Below are 23,343 nucleotides of genomic sequence, written 5' to 3' on the forward strand. Positions count from 1 at the left end.
GGTTTCTCCGAAAAAATCATGTGCGGCTCTAGGAAAAGAAAAACAGCCAGCCCTCAGACTGCCTGTCAATTCTCAAGTTCTTCATAAGCTTGGATAATACGGGCAACGAGCGGATGACGAACGACATCGCTTTGTTCCAGGTGAACGAAAGAAATAGAGGGCACTCGATTCAAAATCTGCTCTGCTGAAACGAGTCCTGATTGTGCTCCTTTCGGCAAGTCAATTTGTGTTCGATCGCCGGTAATGACCATTTTTGACCCAAAGCCAAGCCGCGTTAAAAACATTTTCATTTGGGCTTTCGTTGTATTTTGGGCTTCATCTAAAATAACGAATGCATCGTCAAGCGTTCGGCCACGCATATAGGCAAGTGGCGCTACTTCAATTGTTCCCCGCTCAATGAGCCGCTGCGTTTGCTCTGTACCCAATACGTCATGGAGAGCATCATAAAGCGGTCGTAGATATGGGTCTACTTTTTCCTTTAAGTCCCCAGGCAAAAACCCGAGGCTTTCTCCTGCTTCTACGGCTGGCCTTGTGAGTACAATTCGTTTAACCTGCCCGGTTTTTAATGCATGGACTGCCATAACTACCGCCAAATAAGTTTTTCCCGTACCTGCCGGGCCAATGCCGAATACAAGATCCTGCCTACGGATAGCTGTTACATACTCCTGCTGGCCAAGCGTTTTGATTCGAATAGGTTTTCCTTTCGCATTCTTAGTGATTTCCTGGTCATATAACTCATCTAGGTATTCAATCGTCCCATTTTTCCCCATTTGCACAGCGTTCATAATATCCCGCTCTCCAATATTGATGCCTTTGCGAATAATAAGGAGCAAGCGGTAGATAATTTCTCTGACTAATGCGGTGTTTGCTTCTGCACCAGCTATGTGAAGCGTCTCCCCTCTTGTTATAAGAGATACATCAAATTCTTCCTCTAAAATAGTCAGATTTTTATCCGATACACCGAATAATGCTGCTGCCTCATTCGGGTTCTCGAGTTGGATATTCATTATGTTTTTTTCTTCTGGCATTCTTTTGGTCTCCTTGAGTGATTGGTTTGGCTACGGCTATATTTTCTAGTACTTGGAAGTGTATAGATAATTTAACTTTACCATTCGTAAACTGTCTCTGCAAAATTTTTTCACCATGAATCTCTGCTTTCTCAGGAAGTTTTGCCTCTAGATCCCTTCGTGCAATTTCCCGAGCACGAATCTGCGCTTCCTTTTCTGTATAAGAACGGCTCGTTCGTCTGCTTTCATAGTATGTTTTTTCTACATAGCTGACCGGTAATTTCATTCCGAGGAAGGAAACAGAGTGCACTTGCTCGTCCTCCTTATGATTAGCAAAAGAATGATTTTTAAATCCCCATATAGGGAATCTAAAGGTGTCTACTTGAAGCATATGCTTTTTCACCTGCTGTCCGGTCAGCACTTGAAACTCAGTTTCTATAGGCATTTCTACTGTAGTTTTGTACCAGGTTTCCCCAAACACCTCCCCATCAGCAGCTACCTCTTTTAATTTCTCTTCTGTGCCGATTAGTCCAGAAACAAGCAGTTGGCCTTTATGAACAAACTGATCTCTTTTTACAGCAGCCTGTCCCTTTTTCACAAACAGCTTTACTATAACCGCTTCTTTTGCCGCGACGAGATGCTGAGGGCCATTCCGCTTCTTTTCCTTGGGGGCATTTTTTTCTACGACCCGGAAATGAAACGTGCTGCCTTTCACTTCTACACCGATCCATGTTACTCCTTCGATACGGTTCAATAGTTTGTGCTGGACCGTTTCTGGATCATCCATGCTAAAGATAAACCGGCCTTTCTCAATACCAATGTCAGCCAGCTCTTTACGGATTTGGTGTTCCATTTTCGGGCTGGCTCCACGAATATCTATCCGCCAGACAACGTTCGATAATAATAAAATAACAACAAGAAAGGCAATCGCTCCAATTAAAAACCCTGAACTTTTCCACAGCCTTTTCAGCAAAAAAGGGAAGCCCTCTCCCCTATAAAAGTATATGTCCCCTTCGAATGTACGTGCGGCCCTTCTCACCTTGTGAATATGCTGAAGTGAACAGGAAAATGAAACAGCCTGTTCACTTTGTCTGCTTACATTCCAAATGGGAACGCGGGAACGAATTAAGCGATTAATAAAACGTTCTGCTCCTTGCCCTTGCACCTTTACAAAAATGATTCCTTGAAAAAAAGCAAGCCACTGATTGTTCAAGCTTTTTCCCCCTTACCCATCCAAATAAACGAGCTTTTCGATTTTTCCTTCAATTAATATTTCTTCCGGCAAAATAGTTTTAATCGTAAATGACTGTCCTTTAATTAACAGTTGCCCCTTCGTCAGCATTAATCTTACTTCTTTATCAGAGAAAGCAAGCAGTCCTCTATGATTTTCAATATAGATATGAAGCTGACCGATCATCGTGATCCGGGGAAGGTCCATCATGACATCTTCGGGTAGATTCAGCGATTTTGTCAGCCAGCTCTTCATTTGCTCTCCCCACTTTTTTGTCATAAAAAAAGAACCCCCCTCTCCTTTCAAATGTATGAAAGGAGAAGGGGGAACATGTCAGTTTATTTCCGCCTCAACGCTTTAGGCGGAGCTAAGATCTCTGCTAAAATGATTCCTTTTACTAAATCATCGGCTTCCGCTTCAAAGTGAGGTTCAGCGGAGACTGTTTCTCTTTTATTTTCCTCCTGAAAGCGGCGGAGACGGCCGTCCGTTCTTTCGCTGCGGGCGGTTTTTTTTCTTATTTCTTCATACTTTTCTTTTATTTCCGGACGATTTGTTTCACGAGGCTGACTCGCCTTTTTTACCTGTGTAAAAATATCGGTGGCAGAAGGAGAATCTGTATGTTTCGGTTGTGTTGCCGTTTTTTTCTCCTCTTTTTTTTCACCCTTTAACCGGTTAGTCACAACCGAGATGACTCCGATAATGATAGCTATAATAATGGATTCCATTACGGACCTCCTTTAAAAACAGGCTTTACTGACCTTGATCTTTTCCATCTTTGTTACCGCCGGCCATTTTGCCGATTGATCCTCTCATGCCTGTATCTGCATCAATGTTTTTGTAGTTCATATAATCCATCACACCAATATTGCCTGTTCGTAGGGCTTCGGCCATAGCTAGTGGCACATCCGCCTCGGCTTCTACTACCTTAGCTCTCATTTCCTGTACCCGGGCTTTCATTTCCTGCTCGTTCGCCACAGCCATCGCACGGCGTTCTTCTGCCTTTGCTTGAGCAATATTCTTATCTGCTTCCGCTTGCTCTCTCTGCAGCTCAGCTCCGATATTTTTACCGATATCTACATCGGCAATATCAATGGACAAAATCTCAAACGCCGTTCCCGCATCCAACCCTTTGCTTAAAACTGTTTGAGAAATCATATCCGGGTTCTCAAGAACTTTTTTATGGTTGTCACTGGATCCGATCGTCGATACAATCCCCTCTCCGACACGGGCCACGACTGTCTCCTCTCCAGCTCCCCCAACGAGCCGCTCAATATTAGCCCGAACCGTAATACGTGCTTTCGCCTTTACTTCAATCCCATCCATTGCCACACCGGCGATAAACGGTGTTTCAATTACCTTTGGGTTAACACTCATCTGTACAGCTTCAAGTACATCACGGCCCGCGAGATCGATTGCCGCACATCTTTCAAAAGACAATTCAATGTTGGCCCGCTGTGCAGCGATTAAGGCATTTACTACTCGGTCAACATTTCCTCCAGCTAAGTAATGACTTTCCAATTGATTCGTTGTAACATTGAGTCCTGCTTTTGACGCTTTAATCATTGGATTGACCACACGACTTGGGATAACCCGGCGAAGCCTCATCCCTACGAGTGTAAAAATACTAACTCTTACTCCCGCTGCTAAGGCTGAAATCCACAGCATAACAGGAACAAATGTAAAAAACACCGATAAAATGATAATGCCAATGATAACTGCTGCAATAATAAATGCAAAGCTAAGATCCATTATTCTGCCCCCTTATTATTCAGTTTCCCGCACGACAATTCGTGCTCCTTCCACTTTTACTACGGTTACTTCTTTTTCTGCTTCAATGAAGCCGCCCTCGCTAATAGCATCTATTCTCTCATTATTGATAATGACTGTACCTGCTGGCCGAAAAGGCGTTTTTGTAACACCGGTTTTGCCAAGAAGCTCTGACCGGTTCACATTTGATACATAGCCGCTTTCCGTGCTCGTAGAATCCGTTAAAATGATTTTTTTGAAAAATTTCATCTTTTTACCAAACACCTTTACCATTAAAATCATAACCGTTATAGAGATGACCATAGCAATCACCAGAGACAGTCCCATCCATTTTACATTATCCCCAGCAAGTAAAATACTTGCAGCTACTGCAGATATCCCCAATATGCCAGCAATCCCGCCCGGAAGAAAAAGCTCAGCTATAACGAGAAGCGCTCCAATAATAAATAAAAGCAGAGACTCGTATCCTGCAAGGCCAGCAACCAGGTGGCCATAGAAGAATAACAACAAAGAAGCAAGACCGATGGAACCCGGCAAGCCAAAGCCAGGTGAATATAACTCAAGAACCAGACCTAAGCTGGCTAGTGTTAGTAAAATAGGAACGATGATGGGATTCGTCACAAAGCGGGCTACCTTTTCCGCCCAGCTTTCTTTTACTTCCACTACCGGAGCTTCCGCTGCCTTTTCATGCTGCAAAACTTCCTTCAATTGACTGACAGTCGCTTTGGAGTAGCCAGTTTCCAGTGCTTCCTTTGATGAAAAGGTTAATAGTTTGCCTTTTTCGGCACCATATTGCGGCAAATCTATATCCGGATCTGCCATAGCAATTGCATATTTAGGATCAAGACCGTTCGTTTGTGCAGCACTTTTCATAGCAGAGCGCCAGTAGCTTTGTGCTTTCTTATCAGCCATATTGCCCTGCTCATCAATGACAGCAGCTGCCCCTATTTGAGCATTAGGCACCATGTAAATCGCGTCCGTATGCAGAGAGATAAAAGCTCCTGCCGATAATGCTCGGTCGTTAATAAAAGCGACGGTTCGCGTATCTGTCTCATCTAAAAGCTTGCCAATTTCCCCGGCTGCATCCACCGCCCCGCCCGGTGTGTGAATATCAAGAACAATTAATTGAGCTCCATTTTCCTCCGCCTCTTGAAACGAACGCTTCATAAAGGCATACAGCCCTTTTTCTACTTCATGATGAACAGGTACCACATATACAGGCTTCTCCTTAGTCTGCGAAAAAACCGGAAAGCTCAGTCCTGTAAAAAAGAGCAACAAGCCAAACAATAAAGCAGACCACTTTCTTATCAAACTCACCCCCTCAAGGATTCCTTTTTCTTCTATACGTATAGTGTAAAGGAAAAGTTTCAAAAATATAACAAGAAAAGCGGAAGCAGCCCGATTAGCCCGATAGGAGGTTGGAGGGATCGACAAGGAGGCGGCCTCGAAAGACCGAAACCGCTGTGCGAGCTAGACGCTGTAGCTGAGCAAGGGAAAAAGCAGAAGGCGTGTGAGGAGGCAAGAGACAAACTCACCATCTGTTTTAAGTAGATTACTATCTGCTATAAATAACGACAAAAAAAGATGACAGGAAGAATCCTGTCATCTTTTTTTATGAAAGTTTTTGCTGAACGAGCTTGTTGACGAGACCGCCATCAGCCCGGCCTTTTATCTTCGGCATTAAAGCGCCCATTACTTTGCCGATATCTGCTTTAGAGGAAGCATTTACTTCAGCGATTGTTTCCTGAACAATTGCTTCTAGCTCTTCATCTGAAAGCTGTTTTGGCATATATGAGTTCACGTAAGTCAGTTCAGTTTGAATTTTTGAAACGAGGTCAGCACGCCCCGCCTTTTCAAATTCATGGAGGGAGTCTTTGCGCTGTTTCACTTCACGAGAAAGAACTGCCAACTCTTGATCTTCTGTTAATCCTTCATTGCCTGCTTTAATGGCTTCATTCTGCAAGGAAGCTTTTAACATGCGGATCACAGTTAATTTTTCTTTTTCTTTGTTTTTCATCGCTTGCTTGATGTCATCGTTTAAACGCTCGAGAAGACTCAAAGTAATACCCTCTCTCTCATTAGAACTTACGTTTTCTAGCCGCTTCTGATTTCTTTTTACGCTTTACGCTTGGTTTTTCATAAAATTCACGTTTTCTTGCTTCTTGTAAAGTTCCAGTTTTGGAAACAGCACGTTTGAACCGACGTAGAGCGTCTTCAAGCGATTCGTTTTTACGAACAACTGTTTTTGACATATCTCTTTCCCTCCCTCCGAACACTTACGATTACATGTTCCGTAACGGAAATTCCATGTACCAAATAATTATAATACAAGCCAGTATGTCGGTCAAGAAATTCCTTTTCAACCACCGATATGTTTATTCGGAATTTAATAGTCTGAATTTCCCTTTAATCCTTGAATAATTTTTACACCTGAACTGGCCCCAATTCTTGTGGCTCCTGCCTTAATCATGTTAACAGCATCTTCTTGACTACGCACCCCTCCAGAAGCTTTTACACCAACGTCTGGACCGACTGTTTTTCTCATGAGACGGACATCTTCTTCTGTTGCTCCGCCTGTAGAAAAACCGGTAGATGTTTTCACATAGTCAGCTCCCGCCTCAACAGACAGACGGCAAGCCCGTTCTTTTTCCTCGTCTGTTAACAAACTCGTTTCAATGATGACTTTAGTTAAAGCCTTTCCCCGCGCAGCAGCAGTAATCGCTTGGATGTCTTTTAAAACCGTCTCGTCATCTCCCGCTTTTAACGCGCCGATGTTGATAACCATGTCCACTTCCGTTGCTCCATTTTCGATGGCTTCTTTCGTTTCAAACGCTTTTACGGTTGTTGTTGTAGCTCCTAGTGGAAACCCAATAACTGTACATACTTTAACTTTCGTATCTTTGAGCTGCTCGGCCGCATACGCTACCCAGACAGGGTTGATGCACACAGACGCAAATTCATAAGCCCTTGCTTCTTCACAAAGCTTCTTCACTTCTTCTTTCGTTGTTTCTGCTTTTAGTAAAGTATGGTCAATCGCTTTTGCTATATCCCCAAATTGATCTGTTATCAAGTGACTAATCTCCTTTTCAACAAGTTGTACGTACCTCTTCTTCTATCGTACCATCGAATGAGCAAAATGGCGAGTTTCTTTAATAGCTTTCTATTTATTTTCCTTTTAACATACCCTTTTTCAAGAAAATTAAAAGCCTTTCATACATAATTTGTATGAAAGGCTTTGATTTTATATTAAACGGTCGGCTCTAGCTCTTCATCCATCACACGAACAAATTGTCCTTCATTAAATGGATAACCTGCTTTTGTAATTTTCACTTTCACAATTTGACCAACCATTTCCTCTGTTGCAGGAAAAACAACTTTTAAATAGTTGTCTGTATACCCTGTGTACAATCCTTCTGCTGCTCCGTCTTCTTTAAATGGTTCTTCAGGGATGACTTCCAGCACTTCCCCTTCAAAACGGGAAGCGTACTCTTTTGCGAGCTGGTCAGAAAGCTCGATCAGACGGTGAACACGTTCGTTCTTGACCTCTTCATCGATTTGATCATCCATGCGAGCTGCTGGCGTACCTGTACGCTTGGAGTATGGGAAAACATGAAGCTCGGAAAATTGGTGCTCTTTAATAAAATTATATGTTTCCATAAACTCTTCTTCTGTTTCACCTGGAAAACCGACAATGACATCTGAAGTAACAGCCAATCCAGGAAGAGCTTTTTTAAGACGGTTTAAGCGATCAGCGAAAAATTCCATCGTGTATTTACGACGCATTCTTTTTAAAACTGTATTTGAGCCGGATTGAAGCGGTACATGCAAATGTCTAACGACAATTTTAGAGCGGTCAATCACTTCGATGACTTCGTCAGTAAGCTGGCTCGCTTCAATCGAAGAAATGCGGATACGCTTTAAGCCTTTTACCTTCTCCTCTAAATCCGTCAGCAGCATAGCTAAATTGTAATCTTTCATATCCGAACCATAACCACCAGTATGAATACCCGTGAGTACGATTTCCTTGTAGCCGGCATCCACAAGTTGTTGAGCTTGGCGAATGACCTCTTCCGGGTCTCGGGAACGCATTAAGCCACGCGCCCATGGAATGATGCAAAATGTACAGAAATTGTTGCAACCTTCTTGGATTTTCAAAGAAGCGCGCGTACGATCTGTGAAAGCCGGAACATCGAGTTCTTCATATACTCGGTTTTTCATAATATTGCCGACACCATTAATAGGCTGGCGTTCTTTCTTATATTGTTCAATGTACTCGAGCATCTTTACGCGGTCTTGCGTCCCAACGACTATATCTACTCCGGGAATAGCCATAATTTCCGCCGGAGAAGTTTGGGCATAACAGCCAGTTACACAAATAACTGCATCGGGATTTTTGCGGACAGCACGCCGGATGACTTGTCGGCTTTTTTTATCGCCTGTATTAGTTACTGTGCACGTATTAATGACGTACACATCAGAAGTTGATTCAAATTCTACACGGTCATAGCCCTGGCTCTTAAACAGCTGCCAGATGGCTTCGGTCTCATAATGATTTACTTTACATCCAAGTGTTTGGAATGCCACTGTAGGCATGGTCATCACCTCATTAGTTCAAAATGGTAGGAGATAGCAGACAAGGCGTAAAGAGGCGCTGTTTCGGTCCGTAAAATACGAGGGCCGAGTCCACAAGGGATAAATCCGTTGCTCTTTAGCTCTTCTGCCTCTTGCTCTGATATTCCGCCTTCTGGTCCAAAGACAATTAGCAGTTCATCCCCCTGTTGCATGTTGCTCAACAGGTGATGGAACGCCGTCTTCTCTCCTTTTTTGCTTTCTTCTTCAAATGCATATAATTTAAACGAATACTCTTGTCCGATTCGAATTAACTGTTGAAAATCCACCGGCACATTTACTTCCGGCACGCGGTTCCGCTGAGATTGTTCAGCCGCTTCTTTGGCAATTTTTGCCCAGCGTTCTGTCTTTTTGGCTGCCTTTTTCTCATCCCACTTAACGATGGAGCGATCCGCATGAAAAGGGACAAACCTGCTTGCCCCAAGCTCGGTTCCCTTTTGAATGACGAGTTCCAGTTTATCCCCTTTCGGCAGGCCGCTCGCAATCGTGATAGCAACCGGCAGCTCTTTCTCATCATGCAGCCATTTTACGACAAAAGCAAGGGCACGGTCAGTGGAAAGTTCTTCAAGCTCCACCACCGCTGACTCCCCATCCGGAAAAACGACAGATACACAGTCTCCCTCCTTGGCACGCATTACGCGCGCTAAATGATAGAAGTCTTCCCCCTCAATCGTTACTCTTTTATCATTTCCTGGCTTATCATTTAAAAAATATCGCTGCACAGTTGTCACCCCGTCTGCAAAAATATCGTTCAGGCCGTGGCCAAACGGCCGACCGGTCAAATTTGCCTATATGTTTTATGCTATTTTCTATTTCTTTTTAGCAATAATGGCTACCCAATCTTCCATCAAAAGTGTTTCTTCGACATCAAACCCAGCTGCTTGCACAGCTTCTTTTACCTGCTCTTTCTTTTGCCCGATAATTCCTGACGAAATAAAGTAGCCGCCCGGCTTTACCTTTTTAGCTACATCTCCCGTAAAAGAAAGAATGACTTCAGCAAGTATGTTCGCTACAATGACATCCGCCTGTTCATCGATGCCGTCAAGCAAGTTGTTTTTCAATACGGTTACTATGTCGTCCACTTGATTCAATTGAATGTTTTCCTTTGCTGCTTCTACAGCAACTTCGTCAAGATCAAGAGCCGTAACTCTCTTTGCCTGGAGCAGGGCGGCTCCAATACTAAGCACGCCTGAGCCAGTGCCCACATCTACAACATAATCTCCAGCTTTAACATAACGCTCCAATGCTTGTAGACACATAACAGTTGTCGGATGTGTACCTGTACCGAACGCCATGCCGGGATCAAGTTCAATGATTAACTCATCCGTACTGACTCGTTCATATTGCTCCCATGTGGGCACAATTGTAAATTTTTCAGAGATTTTAACCGGATTATAATATTGTTTCCAGGCTGTAGCCCAGTCTTCTTCATAAACTTCCGTAATCTTTACTTCATTGCGGCCAATATCAATGTCATAACTAGCCAAGTTTTTAATGGATTCTTTTATTTCTTCCGCTGTTTCAGAGAGAAAGCTGTTGACAGGCAAATAAGCTTTAACAATAACTACGCCTTCTTCCGGGTAATCATGAGGATTGAGCTCATAAATTTCACCGAACTGATCTTCCCTTTCCCTTATCAGTTCAACTGGATCTTCAATCACAACTCCGCTTGCACCTGCTTCATGCAAAATGTTTGAAATTGGTTCCACGGCTTCATTTGTTGTTTGAATACTAATCTCAGACCACTTCACGTCTTGCCAGCTCCATTCTCATTTAGTCGCGCTTTAACGCACGTTTTACTTTATCAAAAAAGCTCTTTTCCTGTTCATCCAGCACTTCTCCGCTTACTTCAGCAAATTCACGCAGCAAATGCTTCTGCTTTTCACTAAGCTTTGTTGGCGTGATGACTTTCACTCGAATATGTTGATCTCCCGTGCCATACCCACGCACATTCGGCACCCCTTTTCCACGCAGACGGAATTTCGTATCCGTTTGCGTGCCAGCTGGCACCTTCAGTTTAACCTTGCCGTGGATGGTTGGCACCTCAATTTCATCACCAAGCGCGGATTGAACAAAAGTAATCGGGATCTCACAGTAAATGTCATCCCCCTCCCGTTCAAACAATTCATGAGGGAGCACACGGAAAACGATAAATAAGTCGCCCGCCGGACCACCATTAACCCCTGGTTCTCCCTGGCCTGCTACACGAAGCTGCTGGCCATCATCGATGCCTGCCGGGATTTTAATATGGATCTTCTTATTCTTTGTAACTACGCCATCACCGCCGCAAGTGGAGCATTTTTCTTTAATAATATTGCCTGTGCCATGACAATAAGGACACGCACGGCGATTGACAATGCGGCCGAACGGTGTGTTCTGCTCGACATTCAGCTCTCCTGTCCCATGGCAATGGTTACATGTTTCAGGGGTTGTTCCTGGTTTGGCACCTGTGCCCTTACAAGTGTCGCACGTTTCTTCTTTTGGAATTTGTATGTCTGTTTCTTTGCCAAACACCGCTTCTTCAAAACTGATGGTCATCGTATATTGCAAATCAGCTCCCTGACGCGGAGCATTTGGATCTCTTCTGCGACCGCCGCCAAAGAATGTACTAAAAATATCTTCAAAGCCGCCGAAGCCGCCAAAATCCTGTCCGCCAAAGCCCTGATTAGGATCTGTATGGCCGAACTGATCATACTGTGCTCTCTTTTGTTCATCACTTAATATTTCATAAGCTTCTTTTATTTCTTTGAACTTTTCATCTGAACCGGCTTCTTTGTTAATATCCGGATGGTATTTTTTAGAGAGCTTTCGGTATGCTTTTTTTATTTCATCTTTTGAGGCGCCTTTTTCAACGCCGAGCACTTCATAATAATCTCGTTTACTCATATCATTGCCCACTCCCCGATTCATTTCACATAAAGGCTATTTTAACATAATTGCTTAGCAATAGTGAATATTATTCATTGAAAAAAGCCAAAGTCAAGAAACCCCTGACTTTGACTTTTCAATGTCTGAAAGGCAGACGTGTATGGCAATTATTTCTTATCGTCTACTTCTTCAAACTCAGCGTCAACGACATCATCGCCTTTTTGACCAGATGCTTGCTCTTCTCCTCCTTGAGCTTGCTGTGCCTGTTTCGCTGCCTCTTCATATAATTTTACTGATAAGTTCTGCACAATTTCTGAAAGCACCTCTTTCTTCGTGCGGATGTCTTCCAATTCATTTTTCTCAAGCGCGGCTTTTAATTCCTCTTTTGCTTTTTCCGCTTTTTCTACTTCAGCCGCATCTACTTTGCCTTCCAGCTCTTTCAATGTTTTTTCAGTCGTAAATACGAGCTGATCGGCTTCGTTCTTCAATTCTACTTCTTCTTTCAGCTGCTTATCCGCTTCTGCATTTTCTTCCGCTTCTTTTACCATGCGATCGATTTCTTCATCAGATAGGCCGGAAGAAGATTTAATAGTAATATTCTGCTCTTTGCCGGTGCCAAGATCTTTCGCACTGACATTTACAATTCCGTTCTTGTCAATGTCAAATGTTACTTCAATTTGTGGAATACCACGTGGTGCTGGCGGAATATCAGTCAGTTGGAAGCGACCGAGTGTTTTGTTGGCAGAAGCCATAGAGCGTTCCCCTTGAAGAACATGAATATCAACCGCTGTTTGATTGTCCGCTGCCGTTGAGAACACTTGGGACTTAGATGTTGGAATAGTTGTATTACGTTCAATTAACTTAGTAAATACGCCGCCCATCGTCTCAATTCCGAGTGAAAGTGGTGTAACGTCTAGAAGAACAACATCTTTAACGTCGCCAGTTAATACACCGCCCTGTACCGCAGCTCCCATTGCCACTACTTCATCTGGGTTGACCCCCTTATGAGGTTCTTTTCCTGTTGCTTTCTTAATCGCTTCCTGAACAGCAGGAATACGAGTAGATCCACCAACCAAGATAACACGGTCAAGCTCAGATGCTGAAATGCCTGCATCAGAAAGCGCCTGACGCACAGGTCCCATTGTGCGCTCAACTAAATCAGCTGATAGCTCATCAAATTTTGCACGAGTTAACGTTAATTCCAAGTGAAGCGGCCCTGCTTCGCCTGCTGTAATGAACGGCAGGGAAATTTGAGTAGAAGTAACACCTGAAAGGTCTTTTTTCGCTTTCTCCGCTGCATCTTTTAGACGCTGCATCGCCATTTTATCTTTTGACAAGTCAATGCCGTTTTCTTTTTTGAACTCTTGGACTAAATAATCGATAATGACTTGGTCAAAGTCATCTCCTCCAAGGCGATTATCGCCTGCAGTCGAACGAACTTCAAATACACCGTCACCAAGCTCAAGAATCGATACGTCGAATGTACCGCCGCCCAAGTCATAAACAAGCACGGTTTGATCCTCATCCATTTTATCCATTCCATAAGCAAGAGCTGCTGCTGTTGGCTCGTTAATAATCCGCTCAACTTCAAGACCGGCAATTTTCCCCGCATCTTTTGTTGCCTGGCGCTCGGCATCATTAAAGTAAGCTGGAACAGTAATAACAGCTTTTTCAACTTTCTCTCCCAGATAATCCTCTGCATATGATTTTAAATATTGTAAAATCATTGCTGAGATTTCTTGAGGAGAGTATTCTTTTCCTTCTACTTCAACCTTATGGTTTGTTCCCATGTAACGCTTAATAGAAATAATCGTATTAGGATTTGTAATCGCTTGGCGTTTAGCCACTTCCCCTACCTGGCGCTCACCATTTTTGAATGCTACAACAGATGGTGTTGTCCGGTTACCTTCCGGGTTTGGAATAACCTTTGGTTCTCCACCTTCAAGAACCGCTACACATGAGTTTGTTGTTCCTAAGTCGATACCAATTATTTTACTCATTTGCGATTTGCCTCCTTTGAAAATATGTACTGGTTTACTGATTTACTTTTACCATCGACGGACGGATAACGCGATCCTTCAGCCTATACCCTTTTTGAAACTCTTCAATCACTTCATTAGGGCTGTATTGGTCATCGCTGTCTGTCATAACAGCTTGATGAAAGTTCGGGTCAAATTCTTTGCCAACTGCTTCAATCACCTCGACGCCTTCTTTTTCAAGCGCGGAAACCAGACCGTTATACACCATTCCCATTCCTTGGAGTACGGATTGGGTCTGTTCATTTGTCGCTTCCACCTTTAATGCGCGTTCGAAATTGTCCAGCAGCGGAAGAAGATCAGAAATTAAGCTTTGAGCACGATATTTTTCACTTGCTTCACGGTCTAGTTGTGCACGGCGGCGAAAATTATCAAAATCAGCCAGCAAGCGCAAATAACGGTTTTCAGCTTCTTCAAGTTTTTGCTCAAGCTCATTTATTTTTTCAAGAGAAGCGTCTGCTGCAGATTGTTCCTCCTCAGCTGGAGCATCCTCTGCTTGCACAGGAGCTTCTTCTGTTAAAGGCTGTTGTTCCATTTCTTGCTTTTCTTCTTTCTTCAGTTCTTTCTCTTCTGCCATTCGTGTTTCACCTCCTTTAAAGAATAGACGGTTTGATTCCGCCTTTTTGCATAAAGAGAAGGAAATTAGCATAAACACGCTAATTTCCGCCTGCTTCATACTTTCTTTAACTATGATACAAATTTGTTAAAGCTTTTGTCATGTCATGGCTTAAAAAGTCTACAAGACTAATGACACGCGAATATTCCATTCTTGTCGGACCAAGAATAGCAATGGTACCAACTGGTTCATCTCCAACGGAATAAGAAGCGGTGATCAAACTGCAATGCCGCATAGCAGCATTTTTATTTTCTTTTCCGATCTTCACTTGAATACCGGCTGGAACACCACTGATCAGTCGGTATATTCCCTCTTCCTGATCAATCATGTTCATCACAAGTCTAATTTTTTCTACATCGTGAAATTCTGGCTGATTCAACATATTCGTCTTCCCACCGAAGAAAAGCTTTTCATTGGCATGCAAATCTACTGCTTTTACAAACATAGATAATAATGCATCGTGGTTACGAATATGCCGACGCAGCAGCACAACAATTTCTTTATATAATCTATCATGGAGCTCGGAAAGCGGAACACCAATAAGCTTTTCATTTAGTATGTTGACCATTTTTTCAATATCGGAAGCATCTACTCGTTCAGGCAAGGAGAACGTCCGATTTTCAACATGACCCGTGTCAGTGACAATAATCGCAACTGCTGTATCTTGGCCGAGTGGCACAATTTGCAGTTTTTTTAGCTTATTATCTTTCAACTCAGGCCCTAACACAATTGCCGTATAGTTTGTCAGCTCCGATAGGATTTCTGCCGATTTCTGAACAACTTTCTCCAATTCATAGATGCGGTCCACAAAAATGGAATTGATTGTTTCCACTTCCTGATAGTTCAACTTTTTCGGCCGCAGCAAGTGATCCACATAATAACGGTATCCTTTTTCTGACGGCACACGCCCTGAAGATGTATGAGGTTTCTCTATAAAACCGAGATTCTCCAACTCTGCCATATCATTGCGAATGGTAGCTGAGCTAAACGTTACTTCTTCTTTTTCCGCGAGGCTGCGGGAGCCAACTGGCTGTGCAGATCGAATGAAATCATCAATAATTATTTGCAAAATAAAAAGTTGACGATCGGTTAACATCGTTGATCACCTCTGTTAGCACTCGATTGTCAGGAGTGCTAAATCTATAAATAAATTATCAAAATCAGCGATTAATGTCAACGACAGAGCACTTATTACACCGCTCTGTTATTCATTCTCTTCAGTGAGCAAAAATGCTTGAAACACTTCGTTTCCTAAAAGTTTCCCCTGCGCTGTCAGTCGGAGGAATTCATTATCCTCTACCACGAGCAATTCTCTCCCAATCATTTCCTCAATCGGCTTTTTAAATAAGGAAAACGGAGAGATACCAAACTTGTTTTCAAAATGAGAAACTGACACCCCCGCAATTTTGCGGAGCCCAAGGAACATCTCCTCTTCCATCTTCTCTTTTTCAGTTAACTTGCTTTCATGCAGCAAAGGCAGCTGCCCTTCTTGTATGGGAGTCATATACTTTTTCAGCGGCCCATGATTGGATCGCCTAACTCCGTTTATATAAGCATGAGCACCGGCGCCAAATCCGTAATACTGTTCATTATTCCAGTATACAAGATTATGAAGGCTTTCAAACCCAGGACGGGCAAAATTGCTGATCTCGTATTGCTGAAGACCTGAAGCGGCCATTTCCTCTTCAAGCAATTCATACATCGCTGCTTCTGTTTCCACTTTCGGAAGCGGCAAGGCATCTTTTCTCATTAAATTATAAAACACAGTTTTAGGTTCAATAATCAATGAGTAGCCGGAATAATGCGGAAGCTGCAAGCTAAGTGCTTGCTTTAAAGTGTCCCGGAAGTCCGCAAGCGTCTGATTCGGTAGGGCATATATTAAATCAATGCTAATATTGTCGAAGCCAGATGCTCTTGCATCTTCTATCGTAGCAAACACATCACTGCTTGAATGCGTACGTCCGATGGCACGAAGCAATTCATCATTGAAGGACTGTACACCAAGACTCAAGCGATTTACTCCGTAACTTCTCAGCATTCTCAACTTCTCAGCCGTTAAGTCACCTGGATTTGCTTCAAATGTGAACTCCCCATTTGCAAAAGGCAAATAATCTCGGATAGCTTGGCACAGCTTATCGAGTTGCGCAGCATTAAGAGCCGTAGGCGTTCCTCCGCCGACGAAAATGGTATCCAGCTGATCAGAGGGGGCCTGTTCCATGGTCATTTTCATTTCATCAGCCAACGCCCTTATATAGTCGTCCACCGGCTGGTTTTTTAAAAAGACTTTATTAAAATCGCAGTAATGGCAAATTTGCTGGCAAAAGGGAATGTGAATGTATGCGGAACGTATCATGTAAGAAAACTCCTCTTTGTTTGTTCAATAACGTGAAAAAGGGGAAGCATTTGTGCTTTCCCTCTCTCTTTTCCTATTTACTTTTATTATCGTCATCCATTTTCAAGACTGCCATGAAGGCCTCTTGTGGTACTTCAACCGAGCCAACTTGCTTCATGCGCTTTTTCCCTTCTTTTTGCTTCTCAAGCAATTTACGCTTACGGGAAATATCTCCGCCGTAACATTTAGCAAGAACGTTTTTACCCATCGATTTAATGGTGGATCTCGCCACAATCTTCTGGCCGATGGCCGCCTGTACAGGCACTTCAAATTGCTGTCTTGGAATCAAACTTTTTAACTTTTCAACAATTACCTTGCCACGCTCATAAGCAAAATCACGATGGACGATAAAGCTTAACGCATCCACTTTGTCGCCATTGAGTAAAATATCCATTTTTACAAGCTTGGATGTTTTGTATCCAATAAGTTCATAATCAAAGGAAGCATAGCCTTTCGTACTGGACTTTAATTGGTCGAAGAAATCGTAAACGATTTCCGAAAGCGGGATTTCATAAATCACATTTACCCGGTTTTCGTCCATATACTGCATATCAATAAAAATACCGCGCTTATTCTGGGAAAGCTCCATGACCGCGCCAACATAGTCATTTGGCACCATAATCGACGCTTTCACGTATGGCTCTTCCACCGCATCTATTTTTTGCGGATCCGGCATATTGGAAGGGTTATCTACGTTTATTTCTTCGCCATTGGTCATCCGCACTTTATAAATAACGCTCGGTGCTGTGGTAATCAGATCAATTTTAAACTCACGCTCGATTCTCTCTTGGATAATTTCCATATGGAGGAGTCCAAGGAACCCGCAACGGAAGCCAAATCCAAGCGCCTGTGATGTTTCCGGCTCAAATTGAAGGGCGGAGTCATTTAGCTCTAATTTTTCCAGAGCTTCGCGCAAGTCATTGAATTTTGATGAATCGATCGGATAAAGCCCGCAATAAACCATCGGATTCAGCTTTCTATATCCAGGCAGCGCTTCAACTGCTGGATTATGGGCTGAAGTGATCGTATCCCCCACCCGCGTATCGCCTACATTTTTGATAGCAGCAGTCAAGAAGCCAACATCCCCGACAGTCAATTCATCGCGTACGGTTGTTTTCGGCGTGAAGACCCCCACTTCGGTGACCTCGAATTCTTTACCAGTTGCCATCATTCTAATTTTGTCCCCTGCTTTTACTGAACCATCTACGACGCGGATATAGGCAACAACGCCTCGATAAGCATCATATAAAGAATCAAAAATAAGCGCCTTTAATGGAGCTGATGAATCACCTGTTGGAGCGGGCACTTTTTCAACAATTTGCTCTAAAATTTCCTCAATCCCAATACCAGCTTTTGCGGAGGCAAGAACCGCTTCTGAAGCATCCAGACCAATGACATCTTCCACTTCTTGACGAACGCGTTCCGGTTCTGCTGCCGGCAAATCAATCTTATTGATGACCGGTAGAATTTCCAAGTCATTGTCTAAAGCGAGATAGACATTCGCCAGTGTTTGGGCTTCAATTCCTTGTGCTGCATCTACTACAAGGATTGCCCCTTCACAGGCGGCAAGGCTGCGAGACACTTCATAAGTGAAATCGACGTGTCCTGGTGTATCGATTAAATGGAAAATATACTCTTCTCCATTTTTCGCTTTATAATTCAATTGCACAGCATTTAACTTAATCGTAATGCCCCGCTCACGCTCAAGGTCCATTGAATCGAGCAGTTGGCTTTTCATCTCCCGGGAAGACAGAGCATTCGTATACTCCAATATCCGATCGGCTAAAGTAGACTTCCCATGGTCAATATGAGCAATAATCGAGAAGTTTCTGATATGCTCTTGTCTTAATTGTTTCTCTTCATTATTCATGTTTTTTCTTCACTCCTGTTAGTCGGCGCATGTATACTAGCATTGATTATATCAGCCAGAAAAGCAATTGACAATTTACAAAAGTGAAAGCATCTTAGTCAGCTTTAAAGAGTGCGAAAGTGAAGGGGAGACGAAAGTGCACAGAAACACGGTTTACTTTCTTAATCAGAAAAAACCGCTGCCGTGAAAAACGGCCAGCGGGCTCTAACTACTAAATAACGAAGCGGCAGCAAAAGTCACCGCTTCAGCTAATGATTGTCCAACTTTTGAAAATACATTCACCTGTTCTTCCTCTTTTAGTCTTTCTTTTTTTATATACAAATCAACCTCGGCTTCATCTTTTTCAAAAAAGAAAAAGCGGGCTCTTCTTTTTGATTAGCAACCATTTGCTTATAAGGAGACGGCTCCTGCCAATTTTTATTATTATGGAAAGAGCCGATTAATACACCTATAAAGAAAATAGCGAGCATAAGGCAAGTTTTCATCAGAAAAGTTTTCATCAGAATATCCTTTCTTACTGGCGTTTACTGGGATTGTACTGCCTCCGCCTGCCAGTAATAATCTGCAAATATATCTGCAAAGGCCTCTGCTGTTCGATTGAGCTCTTCGAATGTATTGTCTACTCCGCCAAACTCAATTAGCATTGCTTTTTCAGATAAATCCTGATTAAATTTTCCATTCGTATTTTTCCCTTGCTTTAAAATAACTCCTCTAGATAATCCCTTATATTTTTTCTCTAGTAAGTTATGCCATTCCGTTGCCAGTTTTACATTTTTTTCATAGTTGGCATGCTCGGCACCGACAACAAATACGAGCTTTGCATAGCTCTTGCCATTCACAGTAGCAGTCGTTACCTTCTTGCGTTGAGAATCACGATGAATATCGATAAAATACTGTAAATCACGATTATTAGATTGTGCAGAAGCCATAACAGTACGCGATTCCTGGTAAGCCTGGCTGTATTTTTTTCCCGTCTGATTCAGCTTAGCGACAATGTCTGTTTTGTCTACTGTTGTCCCAATTCCTTTAGACTCCAGTGCCTCCTGCAGCATTTCGCCAACTTTCGTGACGTTTAAGGCTGAATGGTGAGCTGAATCAGCAGAAGAAACCCCCTGTAAATACGGCAAGTAGGACTCTCTCGTATGAGTGAAATATACGTATACCTTCTTTTTTCCGTTCGTTGTCAGGGAAGGCGGCGGGCTATCCTTTTCTTTTGGAATCTCTTTAGCCGGGGTTATTACTGCATCATTTCCCTTATCTAATGCCTCATCCGGCGGCTCCGACTCAATTGGCATATTTGTATAGTCTGTACCTTCCCCAGCTACCAATATTTCTCCATCATAAATAGAAAACCCCGGTACTTCTCTTCCCAGAAAGCTGCGCGGGTCCTGGAAACGGACATTCGTCGCGTAACGAAAGGCGAGCTCGCTCAGCGATGGAGGCCGAGCATCTTCAGGCGCGTGCGTCGCAAACAATTTGTTCTCCATCGTATACAAGTAGTAAAGCGCACCGCCAGATATGTGTTCAGCTGCTTCATTAACTGAATGAGAAGAAATTCGATAGTTGTAAGTAAAGGACGTTAATAAACCGGCAACTGAAAAAAGTGTGAGGAGAGAGATCGTAAAAATCATCATTCCCTTTAAGATCGTCGACAAATTAATTGAAAAGAGGTCATACGGCTGGTTCTCCTTCATTGCTCCACCCTTTCTGCAAAAGTCTTGTACTATCGTATGACTTCATCAGAAAAAGCAGAACAATTTTATGAAGAAAAGCGGAGCCGACTGCTTTGCCCCGACAAGCATAAGACGAAATGGCGAAGTGGCGTTCTTCAGCCACATAGCCAGATCGGCTTATGACCTCGAGGAGCAAGGAGGCGTAGCTGGACAACGAAAAGCGGAAGGCGCTCGATTAGTACGATAGGAGATTGGAGGAATTTCTATGGGAGTCTCTTTTTGACTCCTGTAGAAATTTCGAAATCACCGTACGTGCTAGCGCCTGCAGCTGAACAACAAAAAGCGGAGACGGTTCGATGCCGCTGAACACCAGCAACAATACCTATTTTGTAAAGAAACCGGTATTTCCTTGGTCAACTGCTGAGTGTAAGGCCGCATTCAAACAGTTCGCTAATAAATTCGCTGTATCCTTAATAAATAAATCTACTTCCTTTGGTGTAACCATTAAATTATGGCCGAGCGGGGACAACACTTCCCGAATAAGCTGCCGTTTTTCATCTTCAGGCAATATACCGATCATGCCAAGGAACGAACGGCGATTTTCCTCATCAGGCAAGTGTTGCTCTGTCAGTTTATTTTTACCAAAAGAAAAACCGGCAGGCGCGAGCGCACCGGAAGGTCTGTCTCCCTCCTGGATTTCTTTTCCTAAATGTTTCAAGATAAAGTCAATCGTATCACTCGTAATTGAAACAGCATCTACAACAGTAGGAACGCCAATTGCAATAACTGGAATGCCGAGTGTTTTTTCGCTAAGTTCTTTTCTTTTGTTGCCTACTCCTGCTCCTGGTTGAATACCGGTATCTGCGATCTGCACGGTGGCATTAACCCGCTCAATCGATCGTGAGGCAAGCGCATCAATAACTACTAAAAAATCCGGCTTGGTTTTTTCAACCACTCCAAATACAATATCACTCGTTTCAATCCCCGTTATTCCCATCACTCCAGGAATGAGAGAGCTTACTGGCCGGTACCCTTCCTCTACTTGGTCCGGCTGCAACTCAAATAAATGTCTCGTTACCATGATCTCTCTACATACAAGAGGACCGAGAGCATCAGGTGTCACATCTTCATTGCCCAGGCCCACAACAAGGCAGCTTGCGTTTTCTTGAATACCTTTCTTTTTTAGAAAAGCGGCAAATTCATTCGCCAGCACTTTCTCTACTTCATGCTGATGACTCGTGTCGTGGGTGCGGATACCCTGGGATTCTACTGTCAAATAAAGTCCTGCCTTTTTCCCTGTCGCCTTTTCTCCCTCTTCATCGATCGTAACGGAAGTGACTGTTATGTCATTCATTTTCCGTTCTTCTGTTAGTACACCAACGACTTGCCTAGTCTTTCCCTGCCGCTCCTCGGCCATGGCTTTTGCTTCTACAACCAGATCTGTCCTTACCGCATACTGACTTAAATCAAGTGATGATTCTTTCACTATGTCTTCCCCCTTATAAATAAACTTTTACTTTAGTCTGCCCGACTGTGTAAAAGTTCATTCCTTGACACAAATTACAAATGTAACTATTGCAATCTCACCTTCTGTTTGATAGAATAACTTTTGTTCTTATAAGGAAAAATGGAAGTCGAGTAAAAGATAGAATCTCGATCGCTTTTAGGAGGTGACCGGAATGCCAAATATTAAATCTGCTATCAAACGCACAAAAACGATCCAAGAGCGCACAGAGCGCAATAACCAACAGAAATCTGCAATGCGTACAGCTGTAAAGAAATTTGAAGCAGCAGCTGCCAACAACGAGGAAAACGCAAAAGATCTTTTCGCTGAAGCAGCAAAGAATCTTGACAAAGCTGCCGCTAAAGGTTTAATCCATAAAAATGCAGCAAACCGTAAAAAGTCTCGTTTATTGAAAAAGCTAAACGCATAATCAATTAACGTTTCGCTAAATAAAAAAATCCTTCAAGAGGAATCTTGAAGGATTTTTTTATTTAGCCGAGTATCATCTCCGGGCCGTGGGTGACACTGTTGACTTCAGTAAGTATCCTTTATCTGCTTGTTTTCATCAAGCTTTGAAGCTTAAATAAAAACATCTCAATAATAAGCGGTTTCGCCATCGCACTCGTTTTCATTTGCAGGTCACTGTCGGCGAGCATCATCATGATCGAGGCCAGTTGCTCATCTGAAAAATTTCTGGCCTGACCAGCAGCAAGCTTCACTCTAAAGGGATGGACTTTTAGAAAGCTAGCTATTTGCTGCTGACCATATCCCTTTCTCGCTAAATCCTTCGTCTGATAAATCAACCGGAATTGATTAGCGATCACTGCCAGGATCTTAATTGGCTCCTCATTCAGCTTCAGTAGGTCATAGTAAATACGAAAAGCTTTCTCCACTTTCCCCGTTACTACTTTATCAACCAAAGCAAAAATATCCTGCTCTAAAGAGCGAGCTGTTAGACGATCCACCACTTCTACTGTGATTGGCTGCTCTCCGGAAGTGTAAAGAGATAATTTATCAAGCTCTGAAGCAAGCATCATCAAGTCTGTACCCGCAATAGCGAGGAGATGGTCTAACGCCTCTTCGTCTATGTGCGCCTGACTGGCATTTGCACGAGCGCGAAGCCAAGCTTTTAGCTCCTTTTCATTCAATTTATTTGCTTCCATCACTTCTGCATTTTTTTTAAGCAGCTTTGTGACTTTTTTGCGCTCGTCTAATTTTTCATAAGGAGCTGAAAAGACCAATATCGTATACGGTGCCGGATCGGCTATGTATTCCTCAAGCTTTTTCGTATTATGCTCAACCTTATCTTTAGATCGTTCAGCCGTCAAAAATGTTGGATTGTTTAAAATGACTATTTTTTTCTCTCCTATAAAGGGAAAAGTTTCTGCTTCTTCAAGAGCTGTTTCCACGGGGATTTCTTCTAAATCATAGACCGAAAAATTAAAATCCATCTCTTCTTCTGTCAGCACCGACTGAATCAACCTGTGCTTGGTTTCATTAATTAAAAACTCTTCAGTTCCATACAGCAAGTAAATTGCTGACAATTGTTTTTGATCGATTTTTTTCCAAATGGGCATCAATGGCTTTTCTCTCCGTTTTCATGTATGATACTCTCATGTTAAAAAAGCTATTCCCATTTGACAAGGGGAAACTTCCAAAGAAGCTCCCCCGTGATCTATATAAACGCCAGCAACGCTGCCCCAGGAAACAGCTTTGCAGACGGTGATCATGTTAGTTGTATTTTCACCGG

The 23,343-nt window shown here is 42.9% G+C and carries 23 protein-coding genes; 1 reads left to right on the forward strand and 22 read right to left on the reverse strand.

All coding sequences use genetic code 11. The features are described from left to right. Positions 1 to 65 precede the first annotated feature (65 nt). The 21 genes from CJ483_RS06350 to gpr all read right to left on the reverse strand — a co-directional run bounded on the left by CJ483_RS06350 (position 66) and on the right by gpr (position 21,575). Entirely contained in the window at positions 66 to 1,028 is a 963-nt protein-coding gene (locus tag CJ483_RS06350; RefSeq protein WP_120033125.1) for a PhoH family protein, read from the reverse strand. Further along, on the reverse strand, positions 979 to 2,220 hold the full coding sequence (yqfD, locus tag CJ483_RS06355; RefSeq protein WP_120033128.1) for a sporulation protein YqfD: 1,242 nt from the start codon (positions 2,218 to 2,220) through the stop codon (positions 979 to 981). Before yqfD ends, CJ483_RS06350 begins: the two co-directional genes overlap by 50 nt. A gap of 12 nt (positions 2,221 to 2,232) precedes the next feature. Beyond that, positions 2,233 to 2,517, reverse strand: coding sequence for a sporulation protein YqfC (yqfC, locus tag CJ483_RS06360; protein WP_120033131.1), 285 nt, complete (start codon positions 2,515 to 2,517; stop codon positions 2,233 to 2,235). A 59-nt stretch (positions 2,518 to 2,576) separates the two neighbouring features. Beyond that, complete coding sequence (locus tag CJ483_RS06365; RefSeq protein ID WP_120033135.1) at positions 2,577 to 2,963, reverse strand: hypothetical protein; 387 nt, start codon at positions 2,961 to 2,963, stop codon at positions 2,577 to 2,579. A 25-nt stretch (positions 2,964 to 2,988) separates the two neighbouring features. After that, the gene (floA, locus tag CJ483_RS06370; protein ID WP_120033137.1) at positions 2,989 to 3,987 is read right to left on the reverse strand and encodes a flotillin-like protein FloA; all 999 of its coding nucleotides are present in this window, start codon (positions 3,985 to 3,987) and stop codon (positions 2,989 to 2,991) included. 15 nt (positions 3,988 to 4,002) lie between these two features. Next, the gene (locus CJ483_RS06375; protein ID WP_481747708.1) at positions 4,003 to 5,316 is read right to left on the reverse strand and encodes an NfeD family protein; all 1,314 of its coding nucleotides are present in this window, start codon (positions 5,314 to 5,316) and stop codon (positions 4,003 to 4,005) included. 301 nt (positions 5,317 to 5,617) lie between these two features. Then, entirely contained in the window at positions 5,618 to 6,064 is a 447-nt protein-coding gene (locus tag CJ483_RS06380) for a GatB/YqeY domain-containing protein (protein WP_120033140.1), read from the reverse strand. Between the two features lie 19 nt (positions 6,065 to 6,083). Beyond that, on the reverse strand, positions 6,084 to 6,257 hold the full coding sequence (rpsU, locus tag CJ483_RS06385) for a 30S ribosomal protein S21 (protein ID WP_041097322.1): 174 nt from the start codon (positions 6,255 to 6,257) through the stop codon (positions 6,084 to 6,086). 134 nt (positions 6,258 to 6,391) lie between these two features. Next, entirely contained in the window at positions 6,392 to 7,075 is a 684-nt protein-coding gene (gene deoC / locus CJ483_RS06390; RefSeq protein ID WP_120033143.1) for a deoxyribose-phosphate aldolase, read from the reverse strand. Positions 7,076 to 7,251: 176 nt separating this feature from the next. Beyond that, positions 7,252 to 8,598, reverse strand: coding sequence for a tRNA (N(6)-L-threonylcarbamoyladenosine(37)-C(2))-methylthiotransferase MtaB (gene mtaB, locus CJ483_RS06395; protein ID WP_120033146.1), 1,347 nt, complete (start codon positions 8,596 to 8,598; stop codon positions 7,252 to 7,254). A gap of 5 nt (positions 8,599 to 8,603) precedes the next feature. After that, entirely contained in the window at positions 8,604 to 9,356 is a 753-nt protein-coding gene (locus CJ483_RS06400; RefSeq protein ID WP_120033149.1) for a 16S rRNA (uracil(1498)-N(3))-methyltransferase, read from the reverse strand. 87 nt (positions 9,357 to 9,443) lie between these two features. Further along, positions 9,444 to 10,385 carry a 50S ribosomal protein L11 methyltransferase gene (prmA, locus tag CJ483_RS06405; RefSeq protein WP_120033152.1) on the reverse strand — a complete coding sequence of 314 codons (942 nt, stop codon included), beginning with the start codon at positions 10,383 to 10,385 and terminating at the stop codon, positions 9,444 to 9,446. A gap of 22 nt (positions 10,386 to 10,407) precedes the next feature. Then, the gene (dnaJ, locus tag CJ483_RS06410; RefSeq protein ID WP_120033155.1) at positions 10,408 to 11,520 is read right to left on the reverse strand and encodes a molecular chaperone DnaJ; all 1,113 of its coding nucleotides are present in this window, start codon (positions 11,518 to 11,520) and stop codon (positions 10,408 to 10,410) included. A gap of 149 nt (positions 11,521 to 11,669) precedes the next feature. Then, on the reverse strand, positions 11,670 to 13,502 hold the full coding sequence (dnaK, locus tag CJ483_RS06415; protein WP_120033158.1) for a molecular chaperone DnaK: 1,833 nt from the start codon (positions 13,500 to 13,502) through the stop codon (positions 11,670 to 11,672). A 34-nt stretch (positions 13,503 to 13,536) separates the two neighbouring features. After that, complete coding sequence (gene grpE, locus CJ483_RS06420) at positions 13,537 to 14,115, reverse strand: nucleotide exchange factor GrpE (RefSeq protein WP_120033161.1); 579 nt, start codon at positions 14,113 to 14,115, stop codon at positions 13,537 to 13,539. Positions 14,116 to 14,221: 106 nt separating this feature from the next. Next, on the reverse strand, positions 14,222 to 15,250 hold the full coding sequence (hrcA, locus tag CJ483_RS06425; protein WP_120033165.1) for a heat-inducible transcriptional repressor HrcA: 1,029 nt from the start codon (positions 15,248 to 15,250) through the stop codon (positions 14,222 to 14,224). Between the two features lie 108 nt (positions 15,251 to 15,358). Beyond that, on the reverse strand, positions 15,359 to 16,507 hold the full coding sequence (gene hemW / locus CJ483_RS06430; RefSeq protein ID WP_120033168.1) for a radical SAM family heme chaperone HemW: 1,149 nt from the start codon (positions 16,505 to 16,507) through the stop codon (positions 15,359 to 15,361). Between the two features lie 73 nt (positions 16,508 to 16,580). Beyond that, entirely contained in the window at positions 16,581 to 18,416 is a 1,836-nt protein-coding gene (gene lepA, locus CJ483_RS06435; RefSeq protein WP_120033171.1) for a translation elongation factor 4, read from the reverse strand. A gap of 311 nt (positions 18,417 to 18,727) precedes the next feature. Next, complete coding sequence (locus CJ483_RS06440) at positions 18,728 to 18,916, reverse strand: hypothetical protein (RefSeq protein WP_120033174.1); 189 nt, start codon at positions 18,914 to 18,916, stop codon at positions 18,728 to 18,730. Between the two features lie 24 nt (positions 18,917 to 18,940). Beyond that, entirely contained in the window at positions 18,941 to 20,110 is a 1,170-nt protein-coding gene (gene spoIIP / locus CJ483_RS06445; protein ID WP_120033177.1) for a stage II sporulation protein P, read from the reverse strand. A gap of 361 nt (positions 20,111 to 20,471) precedes the next feature. Then, positions 20,472 to 21,575, reverse strand: coding sequence for a GPR endopeptidase (gene gpr, locus CJ483_RS06450; RefSeq protein ID WP_481747709.1), 1,104 nt, complete (start codon positions 21,573 to 21,575; stop codon positions 20,472 to 20,474). Positions 21,576 to 21,768: 193 nt separating this feature from the next. On the opposite strand from gpr, the gene rpsT reads away from it, so the two are divergent. After that, the gene (rpsT, locus tag CJ483_RS06455) at positions 21,769 to 22,023 is read left to right on the forward strand and encodes a 30S ribosomal protein S20 (RefSeq protein WP_120033185.1); all 255 of its coding nucleotides are present in this window, start codon (positions 21,769 to 21,771) and stop codon (positions 22,021 to 22,023) included. Between the two features lie 118 nt (positions 22,024 to 22,141). On the opposite strand, the gene holA is transcribed toward rpsT, so the two are convergent. After that, on the reverse strand, positions 22,142 to 23,170 hold the full coding sequence (gene holA, locus CJ483_RS06460) for a DNA polymerase III subunit delta (protein WP_120037829.1): 1,029 nt from the start codon (positions 23,168 to 23,170) through the stop codon (positions 22,142 to 22,144). Positions 23,171 to 23,343 lie beyond the last annotated feature (173 nt).

This window comes from Bacillus sp. PK3_68 (genome assembly GCF_003600835.1).
Lineage (GTDB): Bacteria > Bacillota > Bacilli > Bacillales > Domibacillaceae > Pseudobacillus.

Excerpts from the sequence above, each read along its gene's own strand:
- CJ483_RS06350 (WP_120033125.1), bottom strand. The coding sequence starts at position 1,028 with ATGCCAGAAGAAAAAAACATAATGAATATCCAACTCGAGAACCCGAAT.
- yqfC (WP_120033131.1), bottom strand. The coding sequence starts at position 2,517 with ATGACAAAAAAGTGGGGAGAGCAAATGAAGAGCTGGCTGACAAAATCG.
- CJ483_RS06365 (WP_120033135.1), bottom strand. The coding sequence starts at position 2,963 with ATGGAATCCATTATTATAGCTATCATTATCGGAGTCATCTCGGTTGTG.
- floA (WP_120033137.1), bottom strand. The coding sequence starts at position 3,987 with ATGGATCTTAGCTTTGCATTTATTATTGCAGCAGTTATCATTGGCATT.
- rpsU (WP_041097322.1), bottom strand. The coding sequence starts at position 6,257 with ATGTCAAAAACAGTTGTTCGTAAAAACGAATCGCTTGAAGACGCTCTA.
- mtaB (WP_120033146.1), bottom strand. The coding sequence starts at position 8,598 with ATGCCTACAGTGGCATTCCAAACACTTGGATGTAAAGTAAATCATTAT.
- dnaJ (WP_120033155.1), bottom strand. The coding sequence starts at position 11,520 with ATGAGTAAACGAGATTATTATGAAGTGCTCGGCGTTGAAAAAGGCGCC.
- dnaK (WP_120033158.1), bottom strand. The coding sequence starts at position 13,502 with ATGAGTAAAATAATTGGTATCGACTTAGGAACAACAAACTCATGTGTA.
- grpE (WP_120033161.1), bottom strand. The coding sequence starts at position 14,115 with ATGGCAGAAGAGAAAGAACTGAAGAAAGAAGAAAAGCAAGAAATGGAA.
- hrcA (WP_120033165.1), bottom strand. The coding sequence starts at position 15,250 with ATGTTAACCGATCGTCAACTTTTTATTTTGCAAATAATTATTGATGAT.
- hemW (WP_120033168.1), bottom strand. The coding sequence starts at position 16,507 with ATGATACGTTCCGCATACATTCACATTCCCTTTTGCCAGCAAATTTGC.
- lepA (WP_120033171.1), bottom strand. The coding sequence starts at position 18,416 with ATGAATAATGAAGAGAAACAATTAAGACAAGAGCATATCAGAAACTTC.
- CJ483_RS06440 (WP_120033174.1), bottom strand. The coding sequence starts at position 18,916 with ATGAAAACTTTTCTGATGAAAACTTGCCTTATGCTCGCTATTTTCTTT.
- spoIIP (WP_120033177.1), bottom strand. The coding sequence starts at position 20,110 with ATGAAGGAGAACCAGCCGTATGACCTCTTTTCAATTAATTTGTCGACG.
- rpsT (WP_120033185.1), top strand. The coding sequence starts at position 21,769 with ATGCCAAATATTAAATCTGCTATCAAACGCACAAAAACGATCCAAGAG.
- holA (WP_120037829.1), bottom strand. The coding sequence starts at position 23,170 with ATGCCCATTTGGAAAAAAATCGATCAAAAACAATTGTCAGCAATTTAC.